At 72.9% G+C, this 23,530-nt stretch carries 23 protein-coding genes and 1 riboswitch; of the genes, 15 read left to right on the forward strand and 8 right to left on the reverse strand.

The features are described from left to right. The first annotated feature begins 12 nt into the window (after window positions 1-12). Window positions 13-1,725 carry a cell division protein PerM gene (locus OG435_RS27885; RefSeq protein ID WP_266880689.1) on the forward strand — a complete coding sequence of 571 codons (1,713 nt, stop codon included), beginning with the start codon at window positions 13-15 and terminating at the stop codon, window positions 1,723-1,725. Window positions 1,726-1,751: 26 nt separating this feature from the next. Here OG435_RS27885 and OG435_RS27890 read toward each other — a convergent pair whose 3' ends face one another. Continuing rightward, window positions 1,752-2,444, reverse strand: a complete 693-nt coding sequence (locus OG435_RS27890) for a hypothetical protein (RefSeq protein WP_266880690.1) — start codon at window positions 2,442-2,444, stop codon at window positions 1,752-1,754. Between the two features lie 263 nt (window positions 2,445-2,707). On the opposite strand from OG435_RS27890, the gene purN reads away from it, so the two are divergent. Both purN and purH read left to right on the forward strand, forming a co-directional pair. Further along, window positions 2,708-3,331, forward strand: a complete 624-nt coding sequence (purN, locus tag OG435_RS27895; RefSeq protein WP_266880691.1) for a phosphoribosylglycinamide formyltransferase — start codon at window positions 2,708-2,710, stop codon at window positions 3,329-3,331. Between the two features lie 32 nt (window positions 3,332-3,363). After that, window positions 3,364-4,944 carry a bifunctional phosphoribosylaminoimidazolecarboxamide formyltransferase/IMP cyclohydrolase gene (purH, locus tag OG435_RS27900; RefSeq protein WP_266880692.1) on the forward strand — a complete coding sequence of 527 codons (1,581 nt, stop codon included), beginning with the start codon at window positions 3,364-3,366 and terminating at the stop codon, window positions 4,942-4,944. A 98-nt stretch (window positions 4,945-5,042) separates the two neighbouring features. Here purH and OG435_RS27905 read toward each other — a convergent pair whose 3' ends face one another. Then, on the reverse strand, window positions 5,043-5,933 hold the full coding sequence (locus OG435_RS27905) for an aldo/keto reductase (protein ID WP_266880693.1): 891 nt from the start codon (window positions 5,931-5,933) through the stop codon (window positions 5,043-5,045). Window positions 5,934-6,003: 70 nt separating this feature from the next. Next, window positions 6,004-6,270: a hypothetical protein gene (locus tag OG435_RS27910; RefSeq protein ID WP_266880694.1), complete on the reverse strand. Its 267-nt coding sequence runs from the start codon at window positions 6,268-6,270 to the stop codon at window positions 6,004-6,006. A 231-nt stretch (window positions 6,271-6,501) separates the two neighbouring features. On the opposite strand from OG435_RS27910, the gene OG435_RS27915 reads away from it, so the two are divergent. Continuing rightward, window positions 6,502-7,410 (forward strand): helix-turn-helix transcriptional regulator, encoded by a 909-nt coding sequence (locus OG435_RS27915; RefSeq protein WP_266880695.1) that lies wholly within the window; start codon window positions 6,502-6,504, stop codon window positions 7,408-7,410. An 85-nt stretch (window positions 7,411-7,495) separates the two neighbouring features. On the opposite strand, the gene OG435_RS27920 is transcribed toward OG435_RS27915, so the two are convergent. Continuing rightward, window positions 7,496-8,134 carry a hypothetical protein gene (locus tag OG435_RS27920; RefSeq protein WP_266880696.1) on the reverse strand — a complete coding sequence of 213 codons (639 nt, stop codon included), beginning with the start codon at window positions 8,132-8,134 and terminating at the stop codon, window positions 7,496-7,498. A 306-nt stretch (window positions 8,135-8,440) separates the two neighbouring features. Here OG435_RS27920 and OG435_RS27925 point away from each other — a divergent pair, with 306 nt between their 5' ends. The 4 genes from OG435_RS27925 to OG435_RS27940 all read left to right on the forward strand — a co-directional run bounded on the left by OG435_RS27925 (window position 8,441) and on the right by OG435_RS27940 (window position 11,623). Further along, window positions 8,441-9,304: a bifunctional methylenetetrahydrofolate dehydrogenase/methenyltetrahydrofolate cyclohydrolase gene (locus tag OG435_RS27925; protein ID WP_266880697.1), complete on the forward strand. Its 864-nt coding sequence runs from the start codon at window positions 8,441-8,443 to the stop codon at window positions 9,302-9,304. Continuing rightward, window positions 9,294-9,788: a DUF3017 domain-containing protein gene (locus OG435_RS27930; RefSeq protein WP_266880698.1), complete on the forward strand. Its 495-nt coding sequence runs from the start codon at window positions 9,294-9,296 to the stop codon at window positions 9,786-9,788. The genes OG435_RS27925 and OG435_RS27930 overlap by 11 nt, the downstream gene beginning before the upstream one ends. Before the next feature lie 191 nt (window positions 9,789-9,979). Next, complete coding sequence (locus OG435_RS27935) at window positions 9,980-10,969, forward strand: malate dehydrogenase (protein WP_112446534.1); 990 nt, start codon at window positions 9,980-9,982, stop codon at window positions 10,967-10,969. Between the two features lie 147 nt (window positions 10,970-11,116). After that, window positions 11,117-11,623, forward strand: coding sequence for a hypothetical protein (locus OG435_RS27940; RefSeq protein ID WP_266880699.1), 507 nt, complete (start codon window positions 11,117-11,119; stop codon window positions 11,621-11,623). A 36-nt stretch (window positions 11,624-11,659) separates the two neighbouring features. Here the strand turns inward: OG435_RS27940 and OG435_RS27945 are convergent, their stop codons facing one another. Further along, entirely contained in the window at window positions 11,660-12,148 is a 489-nt protein-coding gene (locus OG435_RS27945; protein ID WP_266880700.1) for a carboxymuconolactone decarboxylase family protein, read from the reverse strand. Between the two features lie 46 nt (window positions 12,149-12,194). Here OG435_RS27945 and OG435_RS27950 point away from each other — a divergent pair, with 46 nt between their 5' ends. After that, on the forward strand, window positions 12,195-13,613 hold the full coding sequence (locus OG435_RS27950) for a PLP-dependent aminotransferase family protein (protein WP_266880701.1): 1,419 nt from the start codon (window positions 12,195-12,197) through the stop codon (window positions 13,611-13,613). Window positions 13,614-13,823: 210 nt separating this feature from the next. Here OG435_RS27950 and OG435_RS27955 read toward each other — a convergent pair whose 3' ends face one another. Then, window positions 13,824-14,663: a hypothetical protein gene (locus OG435_RS27955; RefSeq protein WP_266882127.1), complete on the reverse strand. Its 840-nt coding sequence runs from the start codon at window positions 14,661-14,663 to the stop codon at window positions 13,824-13,826. Between the two features lie 116 nt (window positions 14,664-14,779). Here OG435_RS27955 and OG435_RS27960 point away from each other — a divergent pair, with 116 nt between their 5' ends. Together OG435_RS27960 and OG435_RS27965 are read left to right on the forward strand one after the other, a co-directional pair. Next, entirely contained in the window at window positions 14,780-15,094 is a 315-nt protein-coding gene (locus tag OG435_RS27960; RefSeq protein ID WP_266880702.1) for a hypothetical protein, read from the forward strand. Window positions 15,095-15,100: 6 nt separating this feature from the next. Then, window positions 15,101-16,291 (forward strand): glutathionylspermidine synthase family protein, encoded by a 1,191-nt coding sequence (locus OG435_RS27965; protein ID WP_266880703.1) that lies wholly within the window; start codon window positions 15,101-15,103, stop codon window positions 16,289-16,291. Between the two features lie 14 nt (window positions 16,292-16,305). On the opposite strand, the gene rocD is transcribed toward OG435_RS27965, so the two are convergent. After that, entirely contained in the window at window positions 16,306-17,511 is a 1,206-nt protein-coding gene (gene rocD, locus OG435_RS27970; RefSeq protein ID WP_266880704.1) for an ornithine--oxo-acid transaminase, read from the reverse strand. A gap of 109 nt (window positions 17,512-17,620) precedes the next feature. After that, window positions 17,621-17,711: riboswitch (ZMP/ZTP riboswitch) on the forward strand. 35 nt (window positions 17,712-17,746) lie between these two features. Between rocD and glyA the strand changes: the two genes are divergently transcribed. The 4 genes from glyA (at window position 17,747) to OG435_RS27990 (ending at window position 22,336) form a co-directional block, all read left to right on the forward strand. Further along, window positions 17,747-19,027, forward strand: a complete 1,281-nt coding sequence (gene glyA, locus OG435_RS27975; RefSeq protein WP_266880705.1) for a serine hydroxymethyltransferase — start codon at window positions 17,747-17,749, stop codon at window positions 19,025-19,027. 381 nt (window positions 19,028-19,408) lie between these two features. Continuing rightward, entirely contained in the window at window positions 19,409-20,422 is a 1,014-nt protein-coding gene (gene trpS, locus OG435_RS27980) for a tryptophan--tRNA ligase (protein ID WP_266880706.1), read from the forward strand. Window positions 20,423-20,550: 128 nt separating this feature from the next. Next, window positions 20,551-21,177 (forward strand): 2'-5' RNA ligase family protein, encoded by a 627-nt coding sequence (locus OG435_RS27985; protein ID WP_266880707.1) that lies wholly within the window; start codon window positions 20,551-20,553, stop codon window positions 21,175-21,177. Between the two features lie 145 nt (window positions 21,178-21,322). Further along, the gene (locus OG435_RS27990; RefSeq protein WP_266880708.1) at window positions 21,323-22,336 is read left to right on the forward strand and encodes a YihY/virulence factor BrkB family protein; all 1,014 of its coding nucleotides are present in this window, start codon (window positions 21,323-21,325) and stop codon (window positions 22,334-22,336) included. On the opposite strand, the gene OG435_RS27995 is transcribed toward OG435_RS27990, so the two are convergent. Beyond that, window positions 22,284-23,528 (reverse strand): D-alanyl-D-alanine carboxypeptidase family protein, encoded by a 1,245-nt coding sequence (locus tag OG435_RS27995; RefSeq protein WP_323187914.1) that lies wholly within the window; start codon window positions 23,526-23,528, stop codon window positions 22,284-22,286. The two genes, OG435_RS27990 and OG435_RS27995, sit on opposite strands and share 53 nt — an antisense overlap. Window positions 23,529-23,530: the final 2 nt, after the last annotated feature.

Raw genomic sequence — 23,530 nt, forward strand, 5'->3', positions numbered from 1 at the left:
CACCATTACGGCGTGACCCAAGTGACCGAACGCGGGACCTCGTTGCCCACGCCCCCACGGGCCCCCGCACGGCGCCGTTCACCGGCCGCCGCCGCGTGTGTCGTGGGTGGCGCCGTCGCCGCGGTGCTGGGGCTCGGCTCCCTCGCCGTGCTCGTCATCGTGCTGTGGATCAGTTCCCCCTACCCCGACAGCGGCCCGGGCGGCGCCCTGCACCTCGCCGCGGGCCTCTGGCTGCTCGCCCACGGGACCGACCTCGTCCGCTACGAGACCCTCTCCGGGGTGCCCGCCCCCGTCGGCCTGACCCCGTTGCTCCTGGTGGCCCTGCCCGCGCTGCTCATCCGGCGCGCCGCCCGGCTGGGCGGCGCCGCGCAGGAGGACCGGGGCGCGGAGCCGCTGCCCGCGGGCGTGGTGTTCTCCGCCGTGCTCTGCGGCTACCTCGGGGTCGGCGCCCTGGCCGTCGTGTACGCCGCGGCCGGGCCGATGCCCGCCGACCCCCTCAGCGCGGCCTGGCACCTCCCGGTCGTCGCCGCCCTCGCCGCCGCGGGCGGGGTCTGGGAGGCCCGGGGGAGACCGCTCGGGCAGCTGCCCGGCCGCTTCACCCGGCCCCGCTACGCCCTGGCGCTGCGGGCCGGGGCAGGCGGGGTGGTGGTGCTCCTCGGCGGCGGAGCCCTGCTGGTCGGCGCCGCGCTGGCCTGGCACGGGCCGGAGGTGCAGGGCTCGTTCGCGGCGCTGACCGGGGTCTGGTCGGGCCGCTTCGCGGTGCTGCTGCTCGCCCTCGCGCTGATCCCGAACGCCGTCGTCTGGGGGGCCTCCTACGCCCTCGGCCCCGGCTTCGCGCTGGGCACCGGAGCCGCCGTGACCCCGCTCGGCTTCGCCGGCTCGCCCGCGCTGCCGGGCTTCCCGCTGCTCGCGGCGCTTCCCGCGCAGGGCCCCGGCACGCCGCTGACCTGGGCCGCCGGCGCGGTGCCGGTGGTGGCCGGGCTGGCGGTGGGCTGGTTCGCGGTGCGCCGGGCCCGCGACGTCTCGTACGGGGAGACCGCGCTCACGGCGGCGCTGGGCGCGCTGGTGTGCGCCTTGGTGACCACCGCCCTGGCCGTGGCTTCGGCGGGGCCGCTCGGATCCCGGGAGCTGGCGGCCTTCGGCCCCGTGTGGTGGCAGACGGGCGGGGCGGCGCTGGGCTGGACGCTGGTCCTCGCGGTGCCGCTGGCCGTCACCGTGCACGCCTGGCGGAACCGGCCCGCGCAGGGGCTGGACGCCGAGGCCTCCGGGGACGGCTGGCACGACAGCGGCGTGCGCGAGGTCCGCTGGGCGGCCCTGCGCCGTGCGGCGGGCACCTTGGTCCCGGACTTCTCCGGCACGCCGGCGGAGGGTGCCGGGCCGCCCCCGGCCCAGGTTTCGCCGGAGGGGCCGGAGGCGGGGACCCGGCCGGTGTCCGCACGGCCGAAGCGCCCGGTGCTGGTCATGCCCGGCCTCAAGCTGGACCTGACCCCGATCCCACTCCCCGCGCTGCCGGCGGAGCCGCCGCCCTTGATGGCGCCCGGACCTGAAGTGCTCGTAGCGGCTGCCGGAGCGCCTGTCCTGGTGCCCCCCGGCCCGTCCCCGCTCGTGCCGCCGGTGACCGGAGCCCGCGTACTGACGCGCCGCAGGCCGCCGGAGACGGCGGACACGGGAGCGGACCCGGGCCGGCCCGCACGGCCCGGGCCGGAGGCTGCCGGGCCACAGTAGTAGTCAGCGCTGGACCTCGAGACCGGCTAGCGCTGGACCTCGAGCATCTTGCCGATGAAGTTGTCCGGCAGCAGATCGTTGCACTGGAGCTCGGCCGCCTTGGTGAGGGCGTCCTGCTTGCAGACGTAGAAGTCCTTGTACGTGAGCTGCACCGCGTACGAGGACAGCGCCAGCAGGATCGCCAGCGAAGCCGTCACCAGACCGCTCGTCGCCGCCGTCCGCTGGGGCCGGGCGGCGGCGCCCATCGCCGCCAGTCCGCCCCGGGCCGCCCCGGGAGCGGCGACCGCGTCCGTGGCGGCGCCCCGGCCCGTACCCGTACCCACGTCCGCCGCCGAGGCGCGCGGGCCGCGGGGGCCGTCCGAGGCGCCCGGCGCCCCGTCCCCGGCGGGCTTCACCGGGGTTCCGCGCAGCGCGCTGATGCCCCAGTACAGGGCGAGCGCGCCCAGCAGCAGCCCCATCGACGGGATGCCGAAGACCCCGAAGAAGAAGCCCCACATACCGGCCAGCAGCGCGTACCGCGCCCGCCGCTGGATCGGGTCGGTGGGGTCCCAGCGCGCCGGTCCCGACCCGGGGTCCGCGCCCGGCCCCGAGCCTGGATTCTGCTGGTCGCGGCCGTCACCGCCGGCCCGCGGCTCCCAGAGCTGGTCGGGCCGCCCTTCCGGGGGCGCCGCGAAGGGGTTGTCGTCGGTGGGGCGGTCGGGCTGGGGGCGGTCCGGCATCGGGTGTGTTTCATCCCCTGTGTCGTGGACGCCCGCTGGGACGTCCGAGGCCTGTTTACGGCGTGTACGCCAGACGCTACCGCCCACCCGTCCCCCCGTCCCTCGGGGGCCGTCCGGTGTGCCGGTATCGTTGCAGGCGGTCGGTCGCTTCGTATGGTCCCCCGTATCCAGGGGGCCCACGGTTTCGTGCGATCACACAAGACGAACGACGCGCCCCCGGTTCAGGCCGGGAGGCGCCCCCGCTCGACGAGAAAGGGCCTCCCATGGCCGCCTCCCGCCTGGTCGTGCTGGTCTCCGGATCCGGCACCAACCTCCAGGCCCTGCTCGACGCCATCGACGCCCACCCCGGCGGACCCGAGGGCTTCGGCGCCGAAGTCGTCGCCGTGGGAGCCGACCGCGAGAACATCGCCGGCCTGGAGCGCGCCGAGAAGGCCGGGATCCCCACCTTCGTGTGCCCGGTCAAGGCCTACGCGAGCCGTGCGGAGTGGGACGCCGCCCTGACGGAGGCCACGGACGCGCACGCGCCGGACCTCGTGGTCTCCGCGGGGTTCATGAAGATCGTCGGGCCGGAGTTCATCGGCCGCTTCGGTGGCCGGTTCGTCAACACCCACCCGGCCCTCCTCCCGGCCTTCCCGGGCGCCCACGGCGTACGGGACGCCCTCGCCTACGGCGCGAAGGTCACCGGCTGCACCGTCCACTTCGTGGACGCGGGCGTGGACACCGGTCCGATCATCGCTCAAGGTGTGGTCGAGATCCGGGACGAAGAGGACGAAGCCGCTCTGCACGAGCGGATCAAGGAAGTCGAGCGCGAGCTGCTCGTCGACGTCGTGGGGCGCCTGGCCCGGCACGGCTACCGCATCGAGGGACGAAAGGTAACAATCCAGTGACCGCCGCAGAGGCCGCAGGGACCGTAGAGACCGTGACCGCAGAGGGCGAGGACCTCGCCGCGTCGAAGCGCCCGATCCGGCGCGCGCTCATCAGCGTGTACGACAAGACGGGCCTGGAAGAGCTGGCCCGCGGTCTGCACGAGGCGGGTGTCGCCCTCGTCTCGACCGGCTCCACCGCTTCGAAGATCGCCGCCGCCGGGGTGCCCGTCACCAAGGTCGAGGAGCTGACCGGCTTCCCCGAGTGCCTGGACGGCCGGGTCAAGACCCTGCACCCGCGCGTGCACGCCGGCATCCTCGCCGACCTGCGCCTGGAGGACCACCGCAACCAGCTCGCCGAGCTGGGCGTCGAGCCCTTCGACCTGGTGGTCGTCAACCTCTACCCCTTCCTCGCGACCGTCCGGTCGGGCGCGACCCCGGACGAGTGCGTCGAGCAGATCGACATCGGCGGCCCTTCGATGGTCCGCGCCGCCGCCAAGAACCACCCCTCGGTGGCCGTGGTCACCAGCCCGGCGCGCTACGACGCCGTGATCGCCGCCGCCCAGGGCGGCGGTTTCGACCTCACCGCCCGCAAGCGGCTCGCGGCCGAGGCCTTCCAGCACACCGCCGCGTACGACGTGGCGGTCGCCTCCTGGTTCACGAACGCGTACGCCCCCGAGCCGGAGGCCGTACTGCCCGAGTTCCTGGCCGGCGCCTGGGAGCGCAAGTCCACCCTCCGCTACGGCGAGAACCCGCACCAGGCGGCCGCGCTGTACACGGACGGGCAGCCGGGCGGGCTCGCCAACGCCGAGCAGCTGCACGGCAAGGAGATGTCCTACAACAACTACGTGGACACCGACGCGGCCCGCCGCGCCGCATACGACCACGAAGAGCCCTGCGTCGCGATCATCAAGCACGCCAACCCGTGCGGCATCGCGGTGGGCAAGGACGTCGCCGAGGCCCACCGCAAGGCGCACGCCTGCGACCCGGTCTCCGCCTTCGGCGGGGTCATCGCCGTCAACCGCCCGGTGAGCGTCGAGCTCGCCGAGCAGGTCGCGGAGATCTTCACCGAGGTCATCGTCGCCCCCGACTTCGAGCCGGGCGCCGTCGAGGTCCTCGCGAAGAAGAAGAACATCCGCGTCCTGAAGGTGGCGGGCACCCCGCACCAGCCGGCCGAGCTCAAGCCGATCTCCGGCGGCGTGCTGCTCCAGCAGAGCGACCTCGTCCGGGCCGAGGGCGACGACCCGGCCAACTGGACGCTCGCCACCGGCGAGGCCCTCTCCGCCGACGAGCTCGCCGACCTCGCGTTCGCGTGGAAGGCCTGCCGCGCCGTCAAGTCCAACGCGATCCTGCTCGCCAAGGACGGCGCCTCGGTCGGCGTCGGCATGGGCCAGGTCAACCGCGTCGACTCCGCGAAGCTGGCCGTCGAGCGGGCGGGCGCCGAGCGCGCGCAGGGCTCGTACGCCGCCTCCGACGCCTTCTTCCCCTTCGCGGACGGGCTGGAGATCCTGACGGCCGCCGGCATCAAGGCCGTGGTCCAGCCGGGCGGTTCGATGCGCGACGAGCTGGTGATCGAGGCCGCGAAGGCGGCGGGCGTGACGATGTACCTCACCGGGACCCGGCACTTCTTCCACTGACCCGGACCCGTCAGCCCGTACGTACACGGCGAAGGCCGCGACCCGCACCGCTGCGGGTCGCGGCCTTCGCCGTATGCGGATCCGTGCGGCTCACGCGCTCACGCGGGGCGTACGGGGCCCTGGCCCGCGCCGGTGGTCCCGATGGCGCGGGCGATCTCCGCGAGATCGTCCGCCGTGAGGGTGACCGAGCCCGCGCCGATCCAGCCGTCCACCTGCCGGGTGGTACGGGCGCCGACGATCGCGCCGGTCAGCCCCGGCCAGGCCAGGGTCCAGGCGATGGCCACCTCGGCCACCGAGACCCCGTGGCGGGCGGCGACCGGGCGCAGCGCCTCGGCGAGCGCGAGGTTGGCGGTCAGGCCCGTGGTGAAGTCGTGGTGGGAGGAGCGCCAGTCGTCGGCGCCCAGGTTCGCCGCGCGCTCGGCGGTGAAGGTGCCGGTGAGCAGGCCCGACTGCATCGGCGAGTAGACGATGACACCGGTGCCGTGGGCCTCGGCCCAGGCGATCTCGGCGGCCGCGGAGCGGTTGATCGCGGAGAACGGCGGCTGGATGACTTCGACGTGGGCGATCCGCTCGGCGGCTTTCAGCAGGTCGGGCGTGTGGTTGGACAGGCCGATCGCCCGTACCTTGCCCTCGGCCTTCAGATCGGCCATGACCTGCCAGTACTTCTCCAGCGGCGTGGCGTTGGGCGAGACCGCGCCGAAGCCGCCGCCCGCGTACTCCAGCGACTCGCCGGTGTCGGGGTAGTGCACCTGGTAGAGGTCGATGTGGTCGACGCCGAGGCGTCGCAAGGATTCCTCGACCTCGCGCCGGACACTGGCCGGCTTCATGATCCGCCGGGGCGAGGCCGCCGGGTCCTCCGGTTCCCAGACCAGGCCGGCCTTGGTGAAGACGTACGGGCGCTGCGCCCGCGGCAGGCCGGCGATCGCCTTGCCGACGAGCTCCTCGGAGTGGCCCAGGCCGTAGACGGCGGCGGTGTCGATCCAGTTCACCCCGCTCTCCACGGCATGGCGGATCGCCGCGACGGACGCGTCGTCGTCCGTGGCGCCCTGGGGCCTGTCGTCAAACTCCCGTCTGCCGCGCGGCGTCTGGCACGCGCTCTCGCCGCACCGGGCGGAAGGCCGAGTACGTCCAGTACGCGGGCTTCCACCCGGCACGCCGAGAGCACGCACCAGACGCCGCGCGGCCGCCCTTCGGGCGACGACGGGAGTTTGACGACAGGCCCCAGCCGAAGCGCCAGCCTGAGCCGGCCACGGCCCAGGAGCCGAAGCCGACGCGGGTGATGTCCATGCCGGTGGTGCCGAGCGGGGTGGTGGGAAGGGCGTTCATGATCCGTGGTGCTCCTGTACGGAAAGGGGTGGCGGCCCCGGCCGCGCCGGTGTCCGCGGCGCCGTTCTCCCCGGCGCCGACCCCCATGTTTCGCCGGATCCGGGCCCGCACCCAGGGCTCCGCTCAGCCTGGGAACGGCCCGGACCTGGGTCTGGTGGAACCCCCCTCACCAGGCCGGGGGCCGTCCCTTGATCTAATGGCCGCACGGGGCGGAGCAACGGGGGAGGGGTCGTGGTGCAGTCGGATCAGGCGAACGGCAGGGCCGAGCTCGGCGCCTTCCTGCGCTCCCGGCGGGCGCGGCTGCGTCCCGAGGACACGGGGCTGCGGACCTTCGGCGAGCGCCGCCGCGTACCGGGCCTGCGCCGGGAGGAGCTCGCCCAGCTCGCCGGGGTGAGCGTCGACTACTACGTGCGCTTCGAGCAGGGCCGCGCCGCCAACGTCTCGGACGCGGTGGTGGGGGCCGTGGCCGCCGCGCTGCGGCTGGACGGGACCGAGACGGGTCATCTGCACCGCCTCGTGCGCACGGCCTCCGGGGCCTCCCGCGCGCCGGGCGCCGCGCCCGCCCCGGCCGCCCCGGCCGCGCAGCGGGTGCGTCCGGGCCTGATGAACCTGCTGGCGTCGATGCCCGGGACGCCCGCCTTCATCGTGGGCCGCCGCACCGACATCCTGGCCTGGAACCCGCTGTTCGCCAGGCTGATCACCGATTTCTCGGCCCTGCCGGAGGCGCGGCGCAACAAGGCCTGGCTGGTCTTCCTGCACGAGGAGACCCGCGGCCGTTTCGTGAACTGGGAGACCAAGGCGCGCGATCTGGTCGGCTATCTCCGGCTGGACCGCGGCCGGCACCCGCAGGACCCGGACTTCGCCCGGCTGGTGGCCGAACTCTCGGAGCACAGCGTCGAGTTCAGGCGGCTGTGGGAGCTGCAGGAGGTGCGCGAGAAGACGCACGGCGGCTACCACCTGCGCCATCCGGAGGCCGGGGAGTTCACCCTCGCCTACGAGAGCCTCAGCCTGCCCGACGACCCCGACCAGACCTTGATCATGTACACCGCCGAGCCCGGTTCCCCCTCGGAGGCGGCCCTGCGGATCCTCGCCGCGAGCACGCTGGATCCGGCCACCGTGCTCACCGGCGCGCCGGCGTAACGGGGCCCACCGGCGCCCACCGGGGCGCCGTCGTGGCGACGCCCACCGGTGAGCCGGCCGTACGGCCCGGCAGGCCGTGTGCGGGTCAGTACTGCGGGCGGCGGAAGTACTCGCCGGCGGCCGTGTTGGCCAGGCCGATGAGGATCCACAGGCCCAGGCCGAGCGAGATCACGCCGGGGACGACCGAGAGCAGAATGGGGGCGCCGCCGGACTCGTGCATGCTGCTGAGCGTCACGAGGTTGATGATCAGGCCGCCCAGGGCGAAGAAGGTCTGGAGCGAGCCGTAGATGATGCCGGAGACCCGGACGCCGCCGCGGCCCTTGCCCAGCTTGGCGGCGGTCAGGATCGGCCACAGCGAGAAGCCGACCATGACGATGCCGCCGATGACGAAGCCGACGCCGAGGGCGGCGGCCGCGTCGCTCGAGGAGGAGCTGCTGGAGTCGGAGAGCTCGGAGGCGAACACGGCCCCGATGACGGCGACGGCCAGGCCGCCGAGGGCGGTGAGGATGCCGAGTATGAACAGGATGACCCGGGCCCCCTTCACCCCGCCCGGCATCGGCATCGGCGTCCCCGGGAAGCCTGGGACGCCCGGGTAGGCCTGCTGCGGGTAGGCGTAGCCGCCCTGCTGCGGGATGCCCTGGGGGGCCTGCTGGGGGTAGCCGTAGGCGGGCTGGCCGCCCTGCGGCTGCTGCGCGTACGGGTTGTTCGGGTCGCCGAAGCTCATGTGGGGTGTTCCTCCGTGGAAAGTGCGGGGACGCACGGCACGCGCGGAGGAGTCACTGCGAAAGGTGCGGCCCGCCCCCCGGCACTGCCCGCGGCACTACTTTCCCCGCATCGTCGTCGGGCCGCACCGGGCTTGTCCAGCGGGAACGCCGTCCGCCCGGCACTTGTTGTGCAAGTGCAACGAAGCCCGAACGAAGCCCGAACGAAGACGGACAGGTCCGCGCCAGGTCACCGGACAGGTGGCCGGACCGGTCGTACGGGAGGCCGCGACTGGATCCGCGGCCGCTCCATCCGGGAGGATGGGTCCATGACTGCCCAGATTCTCGACGGCAAGGCCACCGCAGCCGCGATCAAGTCCGAACTGACCGCCCGCGTGGCGGCGCTCAAGGCCGGGGGCATCACCCCGGGCCTCGGCACCCTGCTGGTCGGCGACGACCCGGGCAGCCGCTGGTACGTCAACGGCAAGCACAAGGACTGCGCCGAGGTCGGCATCGCCTCCCTCCAGCGCGAACTGCCCGCGACGGCCTCCCAGGAGGACATCGAGGAGGTCGTGCGCGAGCTCAACGCCAACCCGGAGTGCACCGGCTACATCGTGCAACTCCCGCTTCCCAAGGGCATCGACACCAACCGCGTCCTGGAGCTCATGGACCCGGCGAAGGACGCCGACGGCCTGCACCCGATGTCACTCGGCAGGCTGGTCCTGAACGAGCCGGGCCCGCTGCCGTGCACCCCGTACGGGATCGTCCAGCTGCTGCGCCACCACGGCGTGGAGATCAACGGCGCGCACGTGGTCGTCCTCGGCCGCGGGATCACCGTCGGCCGGTCCATCGGCCTGCTGCTCACCCGCAAGTCCGAGAACGCGACCGTGACCCTGTGCCACACCGGTACGCGCGACCTCTCCGGGCTGCTGCGCCAGGCGGACATCGTCGTCGCGGCGGCCGGCGTGCCGCACCTGGTCAAGCCGGAGGACGTGAAGCCGGGCGCGGCCGTGCTCGACGTCGGCGTCAGCCGCGACGAGAACGGCAAGATCGTCGGGGACGTGCACCCCGGGGTCGCGGACGTGGCCGGCTGGATCTCCCCGAACCCGGGCGGCGTCGGCCCGATGACCCGGGCGCAGCTCCTCGTCAACGTGGTCGAGGCCGCCGAGCGGGCGGTTCCCCGTGCCGGCTGAGCGCGCGCCGGAGCCCGCAGCGGCCTCCTCGGCCTCCTCGGCCTCCTCGGCCTCCTCGGCCCCCTCGGCCCCCTCGGACGCCGGGGACGCGGAAGTCCCCAGGTCACGCCGCTTCCCCTCCGTCACCCGGGACACCGCGCGTCCCGAGGGCGGCGGCCGGGCCGCGCCCGGTGACGCCCCGGCTCCGGCCCGGCAGTGGCCGATGCTGGCCGTCCTCGCCGCGACGGCGGCCGGACTGCTGCTCACCGCGATGGGCCATCCGCGCGTCGGCTGCCTGCTGATCGGGATCGCACTGATCGGGGGCTCGGTGATGCGCGGCCTGCTGCCCTCCGTGGGCATGCTCGCGGTGCGCTCCCGCTTCACGGACATGGTCACGTACGGCCTGCTCGGCGCGGCGATCACGCTGCTCGCACTGGTGATCGAGCCCAACCCGTGGTTGAACATCCCCTTCCTGGAGACCGCGGTCCGTTTCACGGTCCGCTAGGCCGTCTCGGAACCCCTCGGGGGCGCCCCGTGTGCCCCGCGCCACACGGGGCGGGGGATTGGGGTGGTCCAGGGTCGGATAGCCTGACGGCGGATGTCTCTTCACGTCAAGATTTACTGGGCCACGGAGCGGCGTCCTCCCAGCACATGGGGCAGGGACGCCCCACCGCCAGCTGTCTAACGGAGAAGGCCATGACCCGCACTCCCGTGAATGTCACCGTCACCGGCGCCGCCGGCCAGATCGGCTACGCGCTGCTCTTCCGCATCGCCTCCGGCCACCTGCTCGGCGCGGACGTGCCGGTCAAGCTCCGTCTTCTGGAGATCCCTCAGGGCATGAAGGCCGCCGAGGGCACCGCCATGGAGCTCGACGACTGCGCCTTCCCGCTGCTCGCCGGCATCGACATCTTCGACGACCCGAACAAGGGCTTCGAGGGTGCCAACGTCGCGCTGCTGGTCGGCGCCCGCCCGCGTACCAAGGGCATGGAGCGCGGTGACCTGCTCTCCGCCAACGGCGGCATCTTCAAGCCGCAGGGCGCCGCGATCAACGCGAACGCCGCGGACGACATCAAGGTCCTGGTCGTGGGCAACCCGGCCAACACCAACGCGCTCATCGCGCAGGCCGCCGCCCCGGACGTACCGGCCGAGCGCTTCACCGCGATGACCCGCCTGGACCACAACCGCGCGATCTCGCAGCTGGCCGCCAAGACCGGCGCCGCCGTCTCCGACATCAAGCGCCTGACCATCTGGGGCAACCACTCGGCGACCCAGTACCCGGACATCTTCCACGCGGAGATCGCCGGCAAGAACGCCGCCGAGCTGGTCAACGACCAGGCCTGGCTGGCCGACGACTTCATCCCGACCGTCGCCAAGCGCGGCGCGGCGATCATCGAGGCCCGCGGCGCGTCCTCGGCCGCCTCGGCCGCCAACGCCGCCATCGACCACGTGCACACGTGGGTCAACGGCACCGCGGCGGGCGACTGGACCTCCATGGGCATCCCGTCGGACGGCTCCTACGGCGTCCCGGAGGGCATCATCTCCTCCTTCCCGGTCACCACCAAGGACGGCCGCTACGAGATCGTCCAGGGCCTGGACATCAACGAGTTCTCCCGTGCGCGCATCGACGCGTCCGTGGCGGAGCTCGTCGAGGAGCGCGACGCGGTGCGCGAGCTCGGCCTGATCTGACCGTTTCCGTACGGCCCGGCCGCGCAGGCCCCCGTACGAGCGCTACGAACACCCATGCGCCCCGGCCGAACCTGGCCGGGGCGTTTGGCGTGGATCTTGGCCCGGGGCGGGGGAACTGGTCTACGAGACGGCCCGGATACTGGTCCGATGAGTTCGCTCTCCACCCACCATCGGTTCCGGGACCCGCGCAGCACGGCGTACGACTTTCTCGAGTCGATCCTCGTGCGCTGTCCCGGCTGCGGGAAGGCCGCGCACGTCGTGGCAGCTCCGGAGCCGGTCGGAGCGCGGGATCGGGACCTCTTCGCGCCCAGGCGTCTCGTCTGCCGGAACTGCGGGCTGGCGAAGGCCTGGAGCGGTGGGGGCGTGGCCCTGTACCGGGGCCGGAACGGGCCGGCCACGGACCCGTACTTCGGAGTCCGTCTGTGGCTGCAGGCCGAGACCCGGCACGGGTGGGTATGGGCCTACGGCCCCGAACACCTGGACCTGATCCGGCGGTTCGTGCGGGCGTCGCTGCGTGAAGGGATTCCCTGGTACGACCACGGCCGGCGGATGACCGTGGTCGCCCGCCTGCCCGCGTGGATGCAGCAGGCCGGGAACCGGGACGAGGTGCTGCGGGCCATCGCCCGCATCCACACCTCACCGCGCGGCTCCTGACCTGGGAACACCGGCCCTTTCAGGGGGCGAGGGCCGTCACTTGTACATCCCCGGGGTGTAGTGACCCGGGGGCAGGCGGGTGGTGACGCCGATGCGGTTCCAGACGTTGATCGCGGCGATCAGGGCGATCACCTGGGCCAGTTCCTTCTCCTCGAAGTGCTTCGCGGCCCGTTCGTAGACCTCGTCGGGAACGAAACCGTCGGTCAGGACGGTCACGGCCTCCGTCAGCTCGATCGCGGCGAGCTCCTTCTCCGTGTAGAAGTGCCGCGACTCCTCCCAGGCGCCGAGCAGCAGCAGCCGCTCCACGTCCTCGCCCGCCGCGAGGGCGTCCTTGGAGTGCATGTCGATGCAGAAGGCGCAGTGGTTGATCTGCGAGGCGCGCAGTTTGACGAGCTCGACCAGGGTCGGGTCCAGACCCTTGGCGGCGGCCGTGTCCAGGGCCACGGCGGCCCTGTAGAACTCCGGGGCGAGCTTCGCCAGCTGCATGCGGGGGGTGTGCTCGGGTGCCTTTTCGTCATGGGTCATGCCATCAGCCTAGGAGCCAGGCGGCCCGCCTGTATGGTCCACATCCATGACGGATTCGTGGGCCACTTTCGGTGCCGACCTGCATCTGGAACCGGTCCCCGGGCGTGGCGTCCGGGCCGGGCTGGTCGAGGCGCTGCGCGAGGCCGCGCGCAGCGGGCGGCTGGCCCCGGGGACCCGGCTGCCGTCCTCGCGGTCCCTCGCGGTGGACCTCGGGATCGCCCGCAACACCGTCGCCGAGGCCTATGCCGAGCTCGTCGCCGAGGGCTGGCTGACCGCCCGCCGGGGCTCCGGGACCCGGGTCGCGGAGCGGGCCCGGGTCGGGGCCGGGGTCGGCCTCGGGGCGCGGCGTCCCGCGGCGGCCGTGCCCGTACGGCGCCCCGTGCGCGCGCAGACCTCGTACAGCCTGAAGCCCGGTTCCCCGGACCTGGGCGGCTTCCCGCGCGCCGCCTGGCTCGCGGCGGCCCGGCGGGCGCTGACCGAGGCGCCGAACGAGGCCTTCGGGTACGCGGACCCGCGCGGCCGGGTCGAGCTGCGCGAGGTGCTCGCCGGGTACCTGGCGCGGGCCCGCGGGGTGTACGCCGACCCCGAACACATCGTGCTGTGCGCGGGCTTCGGCCAGGCCCTGATGCTGCTCGCGCGGATGCTGCGGGCGCGCCGGATCCGGGAGACGGCGGTGGAGGGGTACGGGCTGGACGCGCACCGGGAGCTGCTGACCGCCGCCGGGCTACGGACGCGGCCGCTGGCGGTGGACGGGGCGGGGGCCCGCACCACCGAGCTGGCCGGTTCGGGCGCGGGGGCGGTCCTGCTGACGCCGGCGCACCAGTTCCCCACGGGCGCCGCGCTGACGCCCGGGCGGCGGTCGGCGGCGGTGGACTGGGCCCGGTCCACGGGCGGGCTGATCCTGGAGGACGACTACGACGGGGAGTTCCGCTACGACCGCCAGCCGGTCGGCGCGCTCCAGGGACTGGACCCGGACCGGGTGGTCTACCTGGGCACGGCGAGCAAGTCCCTGGCGCCGGGGCTGCGCATGGGCTGGATGGTGCTGCCGGGACCGCTGTTGGAGGAGGTGCTCGCGGTGAAGGGCCGGACCGACTGGAGCTCCAGCGCGCTGGACCAGCTGACGCTGGCCGAGTTCATCCGGTCGGGGGCGTACGACCGGCACGTGCGGGAGATGCGGCTGCGCTACCGGCGGCGGCGTGACGAGCTGGTGGCGGCCGTCGGGGACCGCGCGGAGGTGTCCGGCATCGCGGCGGGGCTGCACGCGGTGCTGGACCTGCCGCCGGGCGGGGAACGGGCCGCGCTGAGGGCGGCCGCCTGGCAGGATCTGGGGCTGCTGCCGCTGTCCTTCTTCCGTCACCCGGCGGCGGCGATGCCCGCGCGCGAAGCGCTGGTCGTCGGCTTCGGGACTCCGTCCCAGAGCGCGTGGGCGCCTACGCTGGCCGCGCTGGTCGCTGCGCTCCCGTGAGGGGGCCCTGCGGGAGCTGTCCCCTACCCGCCCTTCGCCCGTTCCCCGGGCTCCGCCCGGACCCGGTCCTCAAACGCCGGACGGGCTGGATTTGGCCGGCGGTAGCCCGCGCGTGACCGCCGGTGGTTGGGGAAATCCAGCCTCTCCGGCGTTTGAGGAGCGGGGCCTGGCGCGGAGCCCCAGAAGCACCGGGCTGCGCCCGTTCCTTCCTCACGTGCCGGACGGGTGAGCCGGCTCCGCCGGGGGTTCGCCGAAGCGGGCCAGGGCCAGGGCTCCCGTTACGGCCACCACGAAGCCGGCGACGGCCAGCCAGGTCAGGCCCTCGCGGGTGCGGTCGCCCAGCCAGGCCACGCCCACCGCCGCCGGGCCGATCGTCTCGCCCAGCACCATGCCGGCCGTCGCGGCCGTCACCGAGCCCCGCGCCAGCGCCGAGGTGAGGAGGAGGAACGCGGAGCCGCCGCCGAGGAGGAGGGCGTAGAACGCCGGGTTGGAGAGGGCAGAAAGGGAGATGTCGTCGATGAGGCGGACCGCCACCTCCACCACCCCGAAGCCCGTCCCGGCGGCCAGGCCCAGCGTCAGTGCCCGGCTGCGGTCCGGCAGCCCGCCCGCGACGGCCCCGACCACCAGCACCAGCCCGGCCACCGCCAGCAGCCCCAGCTTCAGCGCGAGCGTGCCCTTGCCCGAGCCCTCCTCCCCGGAGGCCAGACCGAGCATCACCAGCCCCGCGCAGACCACCGCGACCGCGCCCCACTCCGTCCCGCTCAGCCGTACCTTCAGCAGCCGCGCCGCGACCACCGCGGTCACCGCGAGGCTGGCGGCGAGGGCCGCGCCCACCGCGTAGATCGGGATGTGCCGCAGGGCGATGATCTGGAGGACGAAGCCGATCCCGTCCAGCCCGAGTCCGGCGAGGTAGCGCCACTGGCGCAGCGCCCGTAGGAGGAGGGCGGTGTCGACCCCGGACCCCGTCCCCGGCTCCGCCGCCCGCGCCGCCACCGCTTGCAGGACCGACGCCGTGCCGAAGCAGACCGCCGCACCGAGCGCGCAAATCATCCCAATGAGCACGAACCGACTCTAGGTCACGGATCCGGCGTCGGCCGGATTCCGTCGGCCGGGGCGGCCGTTCTAGTCTGTGCGCAGCCGGCCACCCCAGGGGGAGCGAACAGTCCATGGACAGCAGTAGTAGCAACGACACCACGCGTACCAAGCGCCGCATGCGCTCCGGCACCGTCGCCCTCGGCGGCATGGGCCTGCTCGCCGCCGCCCTGGTGGCGTGCGGAAGCAGCAGCGAGCCCGACAAGCGCTGCGCGGACCGCGCCACCCTGGAGAAGCTGAACTCCAAGGAGTGCAAGAGCGGCGGCCGCGGCGCGTACTACTACGGCGGCTCCGTCGCGAAGAACAGGGTCAGCGGCGGCAGCTTCGACAAGTCCGCCGTCACCCGCGGCGGCATCGGCGGCAGCCACAAGAGCTCCTCGGGCGGCTGATCCAGCGTGCAGCGACACACCATCGAGCCCCGCCCCGACTGGCAGAAGACCGTCGAGGAACAGGGGCTGATCTACCCCCTGACCCGCTACCCCGACGACTCCCTGCGCCCCTACTGGGACGAGAGCGCGTACTACTCCTTCACCCTCCCCGAGGTCGAGGCGCTGGAGAACGTGGTCGAGGAGCTGCACGCCATGTGCCTGGCGGCGGCGCAGCACATAGTCGACCAGGACCGCTTCGCAGACCTCGGCATCACCGACCCGAAGCTCGCCGCGCTGATCGCCGAGTCCTGGCGGCGCCGCGCCGAACAGCCCTCGCTCTACGGCCGCTTCGACCTGCGCTACGACGGCTCCGGCAGCCCCGCCAAGCTGCTGGAGTACAACGCGGACACCCCCACCTCCCTCGTGGAGGCGGCCAGCCCGCAGTGGTTCTGGATGGAGGAACGCTTCCCCGGCGCCGACCAGTGGAACTCCCTCCACGAGCGGCTCGTCGACGCCTGGCGCCGCCAGGCGGAGCTGCTGCCGCCCGGCCCGGTGCACTTCGCGCACTCCGAGACCGACGAGCTCGGCGAGGACCTGATGACGGTCGCCTACCTCCAGGAGACCGCCGAGCAGGCCGGCCTGGAGACCCGGGAGCTGTCGGTGGAGCGGATCGGCTGGGACAGCCTGTCCGGCCGGTTCGTGGACGAGAAGCTCGGCTTCATCCGCGCGATCTTCAAGCTCTACCCGTGGGAGTGGCTGGCCACCGACGAGTTCGCCCCGCAGGTCCTCGGCACGTACGACCACGGCGGCGGCTCCGGCACCACCACCTGGATCGAGCCCCTGTGGAAGATGCTGCTCTCCAACAAGGCGCTGCTGGCGGTCCTGTGGGAGCTCTTCCCCGAGCACCCGAACCTGCTGCCCGCCTACCTGGACGGCCCGCGCGAACTCGCCACCACCACCGGCTACGCGGCGAAGCCGCTGCTGGGGCGGGAGGGCGCGGGCGTCACCCTGCACCCGGTCGGCGGCGAGCCGTTCGCACCGGAGGAGGACGAGACCTACGTCTTCCAGGGCCTCGCCCCGCTGCCCGACTTCGACGGCAACCGGGTGGTGCTCGGCGCGTGGGTCGTCGAGGACGAGTCGGCGGGCCTCGGCATCCGCGAATCGGCGGGGCCGGTCACGGACGAGTACGCCCGCTTCCTGCCCCACGTCATCCTCTAGGGGGCCCGGACCCGTCAGGCGCCGAGGACCGACCTGAGCTGGTCCAGCCCCCAGTCCAGGTCCTCCTTGGAGATCACCAGCGGCGGCGCGATGCGGATGGTCGACCCGTGGGTGTCCTTGACCAGCACCCCGAGCTCCATCAGCTTCTCGGAGATCTCCCGGCCGGTGCCGCGCGACGGGTCGATGTCCACGCCCGCCCACAGCCCGCGGCCCCGTACGGCGGTCACCGCACCGCCGCCGACCAGCAGGTTCAGCTCCCGGTGCAGGTGGTCGCCGAGTTCGGTGGCGCGCTGCTGGTGCTCGCCGGTGCGCAGCATCGCGATGACCTCCAGGGCGACGGCGCAGGCCAGCGGGTTGCCGCCGAAGGTGGAGCCGTGCTCGCCCGGCTTGAACACGCCGAGCACGTCGAGGTCGGCCACCACCGCCGACACCGGAACGACCCCGCCGCCCAGCGCCTTGCCGAGGATGTACACGTCGGGGACGACCCCCTCGTGCTCGCACGCGAAGGTCTTCCCGGTGCGGCCCAGGCCCGACTGGATCTCGTCGGCCATGAACAGGACGTTCCGCTCGCGCGTCAGTTCCCGTACGCCCTTCAGGTATCCGGGGGGCGGCACGAGCACCCCGGCCTCACCCTGGATCGGCTCCAGGAGCACGGCGACGGTGTTGGAGGTGACGGCGTGGGCGAGGGCGGTGAGGTCCCCGTACGGGACGATCTCGAAGCCGGGGGTGTACGGACCGAAGTGGTCGCGGGCGTCGTGGTCGGTGGAGAACGACACGATGGTCGTCGTGCGGCCGTGGAAGTTGTCGGCCGCCACCACGATCTTGGCGTGGCCGTCCGGTACGCCCTTGACCTCGTACCCCCACTTGCGGGCGGTCTTCACCGCCGTCTCCACGGCCTCCGCACCGGTGTTCATGGGCAGGACCGCTTCCTTGCCGCACAGCGCCGCGAGCTCGGTACAGAAGTCCGCGAAGCGGTCGTGGTGGAAGGCGCGGGAGGTCAGGGTGACCCGCTCCAGCTGGGCGCGGGCGGCGTCGAGCAGCCGGCGGTTGCCGTGGCCGAAGTTCAGGGCGGAGTAGCCCGCGAGCATGTCGAGGTAGCGGCGCCCCTCCACGTCGGTCATCCACGCGCCCTCGGCGGTGGCGACGACGACGGGCAGGGGGTGGTAGTTGTGCGCGCTGTGCGCGTCGGCGGAGCGGATGGCATCAGCAGTTGTCGACACGGGGTCTCCGATCGTCCGTCAAGCCGGTGACGAGGGTGGCGTCACCCTCCATCCTCGCTCGCATCGCGGACGGAGAAACCTTTCCGGCGGCGCGCCCGCTAAGGTGTCGGACACGCACGGCGACTGGCGCACGGAGAACCAACTCCGGGGGAGCCGTGCGCGCACGACCGCACACAGGGCCGCTCGCCTGGGCCTCGCGGGGACGAGATCCGACATCGACCCCGGAGGAACCGCCATGAGCGCGAACCACCACCCGTACCGCCACCCCGCCCTGCTCGCCACCGACCCCGAGCTGGCGTCCTTCGTCGCCGCCGAGGAGACCCTCCAGGCGGAGACCCTCCGCCTCATCCCGAGCGAGAACTACGTGTCCTCCGCCGTGCTGGAGGCCTCCGGCACGGTGCTGCAGAACAAGTACAGCGAGGGCTACCCGGGCCGCCGCTACTACGAGGGCCAGCAGAACATCGACCGCATCGAGGCACTGGCCGTGGAGCGGGCGAAGGGCCTCTTCGGAGTCGACCACGCCAACGTGCAGCCGTACTCCGGCTCGCCCGCCAACCTCGCGGTGTACCTGGCCTTCGCGAAGCCGGGCGACACGGTGATGGGCATGGCGCTGCCGATGGGCGGGCACCTGACGCACGGCTGGGGGGTCTCGGCGACGGGCTCCTGGTTCCGCGGCGTGCAGTACGGGGTCCAGGCGGAGACCGGTCTCATCGACTACGACGCCGTACGGGACCTCGCGCTGGCGGAGCGGCCCAAGCTGATCTTCTGCGGCGGTACGGCGCTCCCGCGCACGATCGACTTCGAGGCCTTCGCGTCGATCGCGAAGGAGGCGGGCTCGGTGCTCGTCGCCGACGTGGCGCACATCGCCGGCCTGATCGCGGGCGGGGCGCACCCCTCCCCGGCGGGTCACGTGGACGTGATCTCGACGACCACCCACAAGACCCTGCGCGGGCCGCGCGGCGCGATGCTGATGTGCCGCGAGGAGCACGCGAAGGCCATCGACAAGGCGGTCTTCCCCGGCCTCCAGGGCGGCCCGCACAACCAGACGACGGCCGGAATCGCGGTGGCGCTCCACGAGGCGGCGCAGCCCTCGTTCGTGTCGTACGCGCACGCGGTCGTGGCCAATGCGAAGGCGCTGGCCGCGGCTCTGCTGGAGCGGGGCTTCGATCTGGTGTCGGGCGGTACGGACAACCACCTGATCCTGATCGACCTCACCGGGAAGTCGGTGTCCGGGAAGATCGCGGCGAAGGCGCTGGACCGGGCGGGGATCGTCGTGAACTACAACACGGTGCCGTTCGACCCGCGCAAGCCGTTCGACCCGTCGGGGATCCGGATCGGTACGCCGTCGCTGACCTCGCGGGGGCTTCGTGCGGAGCACATGCCGGTGGTCGCCGACTGGATCTCTGACGCGGTCTCCGCGGCGGCCAAGGGTGACGAGGCGGCCTTGGCCGTGATCCGCGCCGAGGTCGCCGACCTCATGGCCGCCTTCCCGGCCCCGGGCCTCCCGATCGCCTGATCCCCCCCCGGGTGGGGGGTCCGGTCCCTGCGGGGCTGGATCCCCTACCCGCCCTTCCACCGTTCCCCGGGCTGCGCCCGGACCCCCTGGGGCTCCGCCCCAGACCCCGCGCCTCAAACGCCGGCGGGGCTGGATATGGCCGACGCCGGCGAAAATTCAGCCCCGCCGGCGTTTGAGGCGCGGGTGCGGGCGGTGCCCGCGAAGTGCCGCGCAGCGGCACCCCCCGGACCTCGGCGGAAAGCGGTCGCTCGGCCGGGGCAAGATCCGGACGGCGCGCTACCGCCGGGTACCCGGGCGGGGGACGGGCGGGCCGGGGGCGACCCGCCCGGTTCCGGCCAGTGGCGGGGCCGAGCCCCGTGTCGCACCTGAGAGAATGGGGCCATGGCTTCTGATCGTCCTCGCGCGCTCTCCGGCATCCAGCCCACCTCCGGTTCGTTCCACCTCGGGAACTACCTCGGAGCCATCCGGCAGTACGTCGCCCTCCAGGAGACGCACGACGCCTTCTACATGGTCGTCGACCTGCACGCGATCACCATGCCGCAGGATCCGAAGGATCTGCGCGCCAATACCCGGCTGTCCGCCGCACAGCTCCTCGCCGCCGGTCTCGACCCCGAGCGCTGCACGCTCTTCATCCAGAGCCACGTGCCCGAGCACGCGCAGCTCGGCTGGGTGATGAACTGCATCACCGGGTTCGGCGAGGCCAGCCGGATGACCCAGTTCAAGGACAAGTCCGCGAAGGGCGGCGCCAACAACGCCACCGTCGGCCTGTTCACGTACCCGATCCTCCAGGTCGCCGACATCCTGCTCTACCAGGCGAACGCCGTCCCCGTCGGCGAGGACCAGCGGCAGCACATCGAGCTGACCCGGGACCTGGCCGAGCGCTTCAACCAGCGCTTCGGGCAGACCTTCACCCTCCCCGCCGCGCACATCGTCAAGGAGGTCGCGAAGATCTACGACCTCCAGGACCCGGCGATCAAGATGTCGAAGTCGGCTTCCTCGCCCAAGGGTCTGATCAACCTCCTCGACGAGCCCAAGGCCACCGAGAAGAAGATCAAGAGCGCCGTGACCGACACCGAGGCCGTGGTCCGGTTCGACGCGGAGAACAAGCCCGGCGTCAGCAACCTGCTCACGATCTACTCCACTCTCACGGGCGAGTCGATCCCCGCGCTGGAGGCCGCGTACGAGGGCAAGGGCTACGGCGCGCTCAAGACCGATCTGGCCGGCGTGATGGTCGATTTCGTCACACCGTTCAAGCAGCGGACGCAGGAGTACCTGGACGACCCGGAGACCCTGGATTCCCTGCTGGCCAAGGGTGCGGAGAAGGCCAGGGCGGTCGCCGCCGAGACCCTGGCACAGGCGTACGACCACCTCGGTTTCCTGCCCGCGAAGCACTGACGGGCACCGAAGAGAAAGAGGGCCCTGGCGATCTGGGGGGTGCTGCCGCCACACTGGGGCGGCAGCACTCGTGCGACGCACATGCGGAGCACAGACCACGCACAGGACTACAGGCGGAGGAGAGCTACGTGGGGACCGTAACGCTCGGCGTTTCGATCGCGGTCCCGGAGCCGTACGGCAGCAGCCTTCAGGAGCTGCGCGCCGGCTTCGGGGACGCCGCCGCGCACGGCATTCCCACGCACGTCACCCTCGTACCGCCGACGGAGGTGGCCGCGGAGCGGCTGCCCGAGATCCGCGCCCACCTGGCCGAGGTCGCGGCCGCCGGCCGCTCCTTCGTGATGCGGCTGGCCGGCACGGGCACCTTCCGTCCCCTCTCGCCGGTCGTCTTCGTCCAGGTCGTCGAGGGCGGCCCCGGCTGCACCCGTCTCCAGGGCCAGGTCCGCGACCCGGACGGGCCGCTCAGCCGGGAGCTGTCCTTCCCGTACCACCCGCACGTCACGGTCGCCCACGGGATCTCCGAGGAGGCGATGGACGTGGCGTTCGCCGCCCTCGCCGACTACGAGGCGCAGTGGATCTGCTCCGGGTTCGCCCTCTACGAGCAGGGCTCGGACGGGGTCTGGCGCAAGCTGCGGGAATATCCGTTCGGCAACGGGGCAAGCGGTGGAGCGAGCGCCGTACCGGCGCAGCTCGGCTCGGCCACGGACAACAGCGCGGCGGCGGCCGCCACGGGCGAGGCGACCGTACGCCGTTCCTGACGCAGGAACCGGAACCGGAAACCGATCCTTCGCAGGACCAGGGCATGGAACGGCCGAGCCGTCGGGCGAAAAGTCACAATCGACGACCGTAGTCCCCAAAAGCGGCAATCCCGGCTATTTCCGACAGCTCATTTACGGTGACGGTATGGACTGGCTGACGAAACTCCCGCTGATCGGGCCCGTGGTGTCCGCCTTGATGCGGACCCACCTGTGGCGTTCGTACCAGCGGCTCGACCGGGTGCACTGGAGCCGGCTCGCCGCCGCCATCACCTTCATCAGCTTCCTGGCCCTCTTCCCGCTGATCACCGTGGCCGCCGCGATCGGCGCCGGGCTGCTCACCCAGGACCAGCTCGACAAGCTCCAGACGAACCTCGCCGAACAGGTCCCCGGCATCTCCGACCAGCTCGACATCAACGCCCTCGTCGCGAACGCCAGCACGGTCGGTCTGATCGCCGCCGCCGTGCTCCTCTTCACCGGAATCGGCTGGATCACGTCGATGAGGGACTGCCTGCGCGCGGTGTGGGAGAAGGACGACGAGGACGAGGGCAACCCCTTCGTCCGAAAGGGCAAGGACGCGCTCGTCCTCATCGGCCTGGGCGGCGTCGGCCTCTGCTCGGCCGCCGCCTCGATCTTCGGGTCCAGCGCGGTCGGCAAGGCCGGCGACTGGCTGGGCGTACCGCGCGAAGGCGCGGGCGGCGGCCTGCTGCGGGGCGGGGCCTTCCTCGTCGGAGTGGTCGCCGCCTTCCTGCTCCTGCTCTACGTCCTGACCCTGCTCCCGGGCGTCGAACCGCCCCGCCGCCGCCTGATCGAGGCGGCCCTCATCGGCGCGGCCGGCTTCGAGCTGCTGAAGCTGCTGCTCAGCGGCTACATGCGGGAGGTCGCCACGAAGAGCATGTACGGGGCCTTCGGCGTGCCGATCGCGCTGCTGATCTGGATCAACCTCACGGCGAAGCTGCTGCTGTTCTGCGCGGCGTGGACCGCGAGCCGCGACGATGCGGACGGGGACGGCGTGGAGGACCCGGAGCCGGCCGGGACCGACACCGGCACCGGCACGGCCGCGGAGCCCGCGGGCACAGGCACCGGCACGGCGGGGCCCGCCGGCTCCGCTACACCTGGCCGCGAGCCCGGCGGCCGCGCCCCCGCGGCCAGCGCCGGTTGACGGCGTAGGCCCCGCCGGCGACCACGGCCAGCACCCCGCCCGCCACGCCGAAGGCGGTACCGATCCCGCCGTCGGAGCCCGCGCCGGACGCCGACACGTTGTTCTCGTGGGACTGGGCCGGGGAGCCGAGGGAGGCGGTGTCCGCGCTCTTCGGCGGCACCAGCTCGCCCACCGGCTTGACCTTCCCGGCGGCCGCGAAACCCCAGTCGAGCAGGTCGGCGGTTTCCTCGTACACGGGGTTGGCGCCCGCGCCGTCCGGGTTCATCACCGTGACCAGCAGCTTCTTGTCACCGCGCTGGGCGGCGCCGGTGAAGGTGGCGCCGGCCATCGAGGTGTTGCCGTTCTTCACCCCGGCGATGCCCTTGTAGGGAGCGAGACCGCCGGCTCCCGTCATCAGCCGGTTGCTGTTCTGGATCTCGAATTCCTCGCGCGGCTTCCCGGGTTCCTGCTTGCCGGGGAACTTCGCGACGGCCGTGCCGCAGTACTCGCGGAAGTCCTGCTTCTGCAGACCGGAGCGGGCGATGAGGGTGAGGTCGTAGGCGCTGGAGACCTGGCCCGGCGCGTCGTACCCGTCCGGGGACACCACGTGCGTGTCCAGGGCCTGGAGCTCCTCGGCGTGCGCCTGCATGTCCTTGACGGTCTTCTCGACGCCGCCGTTCATGGCCGAAAGTACATGCACGGCGTCGTTCCCGGACTTCAGGAAGACCCCGAGCCACAGGTCGTGGACGGTGTACTCGAGGTCCTCCTTGACGCCCACCAGGCTGGAGCCGGCGCCGACCCCCTCCAGCTCCCGGTCGGTCACCTTGTGGACCTGCTCCTTGGGCATGGTCGGCAGCACCGTGTCGGCGAAGAGCATCTTCATGGTCGAGGCCGGGGGGAGCCGCCAGTGCGCGTTGTGCGCGGCGAGGATCTCGCCCGTCTCGGCGTCGGCCACGACCCACGAACGGCCCGTCAGGTGCGCCGGCAGCGCGGGCGCTCCGGGCAGCAGGCTGACCTGCGTACCGGGCTGCCCGAGCGACGAGCCGCCGACCGTGGACATGGAGGCGGGTGGCGCGGGCGCCTTGGGCGGCTGCCCCTTCCCGTCCACCGGTGGCGTCGGCGCGGCGTACGCGGGCGAGGCGAGCAGCGCCGGGACCAGCAGGGCGGGTAGCGCGGCGGAAAGGACCGTCAACGCGGTCTTCTTGGCAGACACGC

The sequence above is a fragment of the Streptomyces sp. NBC_01264 genome, assembly GCF_026340675.1.
In the GTDB taxonomy this organism is placed as follows: Bacteria; Actinomycetota; Actinomycetes; order Streptomycetales; family Streptomycetaceae; genus Streptomyces.

Excerpts from the sequence above, each read along its gene's own strand:
- OG435_RS27890 (WP_266880690.1), bottom strand. The coding sequence starts at position 2,444 with ATGCCGGACCGCCCCCAGCCCGACCGCCCCACCGACGACAACCCCTTC.
- purN (WP_266880691.1), top strand. The coding sequence starts at position 2,708 with ATGGCCGCCTCCCGCCTGGTCGTGCTGGTCTCCGGATCCGGCACCAAC.
- OG435_RS27910 (WP_266880694.1), bottom strand. The coding sequence starts at position 6,270 with ATGAACGCCCTTCCCACCACCCCGCTCGGCACCACCGGCATGGACATC.
- OG435_RS27920 (WP_266880696.1), bottom strand. The coding sequence starts at position 8,134 with ATGAGCTTCGGCGACCCGAACAACCCGTACGCGCAGCAGCCGCAGGGC.
- OG435_RS27925 (WP_266880697.1), top strand. The coding sequence starts at position 8,441 with ATGACTGCCCAGATTCTCGACGGCAAGGCCACCGCAGCCGCGATCAAG.
- OG435_RS27935 (WP_112446534.1), top strand. The coding sequence starts at position 9,980 with ATGACCCGCACTCCCGTGAATGTCACCGTCACCGGCGCCGCCGGCCAG.
- OG435_RS27940 (WP_266880699.1), top strand. The coding sequence starts at position 11,117 with ATGAGTTCGCTCTCCACCCACCATCGGTTCCGGGACCCGCGCAGCACG.
- OG435_RS27945 (WP_266880700.1), bottom strand. The coding sequence starts at position 12,148 with ATGACCCATGACGAAAAGGCACCCGAGCACACCCCCCGCATGCAGCTG.
- OG435_RS27950 (WP_266880701.1), top strand. The coding sequence starts at position 12,195 with ATGACGGATTCGTGGGCCACTTTCGGTGCCGACCTGCATCTGGAACCG.
- OG435_RS27955 (WP_266882127.1), bottom strand. The coding sequence starts at position 14,663 with ATGATTTGCGCGCTCGGTGCGGCGGTCTGCTTCGGCACGGCGTCGGTC.
- OG435_RS27960 (WP_266880702.1), top strand. The coding sequence starts at position 14,780 with ATGGACAGCAGTAGTAGCAACGACACCACGCGTACCAAGCGCCGCATG.
- glyA (WP_266880705.1), top strand. The coding sequence starts at position 17,747 with ATGAGCGCGAACCACCACCCGTACCGCCACCCCGCCCTGCTCGCCACC.
- trpS (WP_266880706.1), top strand. The coding sequence starts at position 19,409 with ATGGCTTCTGATCGTCCTCGCGCGCTCTCCGGCATCCAGCCCACCTCC.
- OG435_RS27990 (WP_266880708.1), top strand. The coding sequence starts at position 21,323 with ATGGACTGGCTGACGAAACTCCCGCTGATCGGGCCCGTGGTGTCCGCC.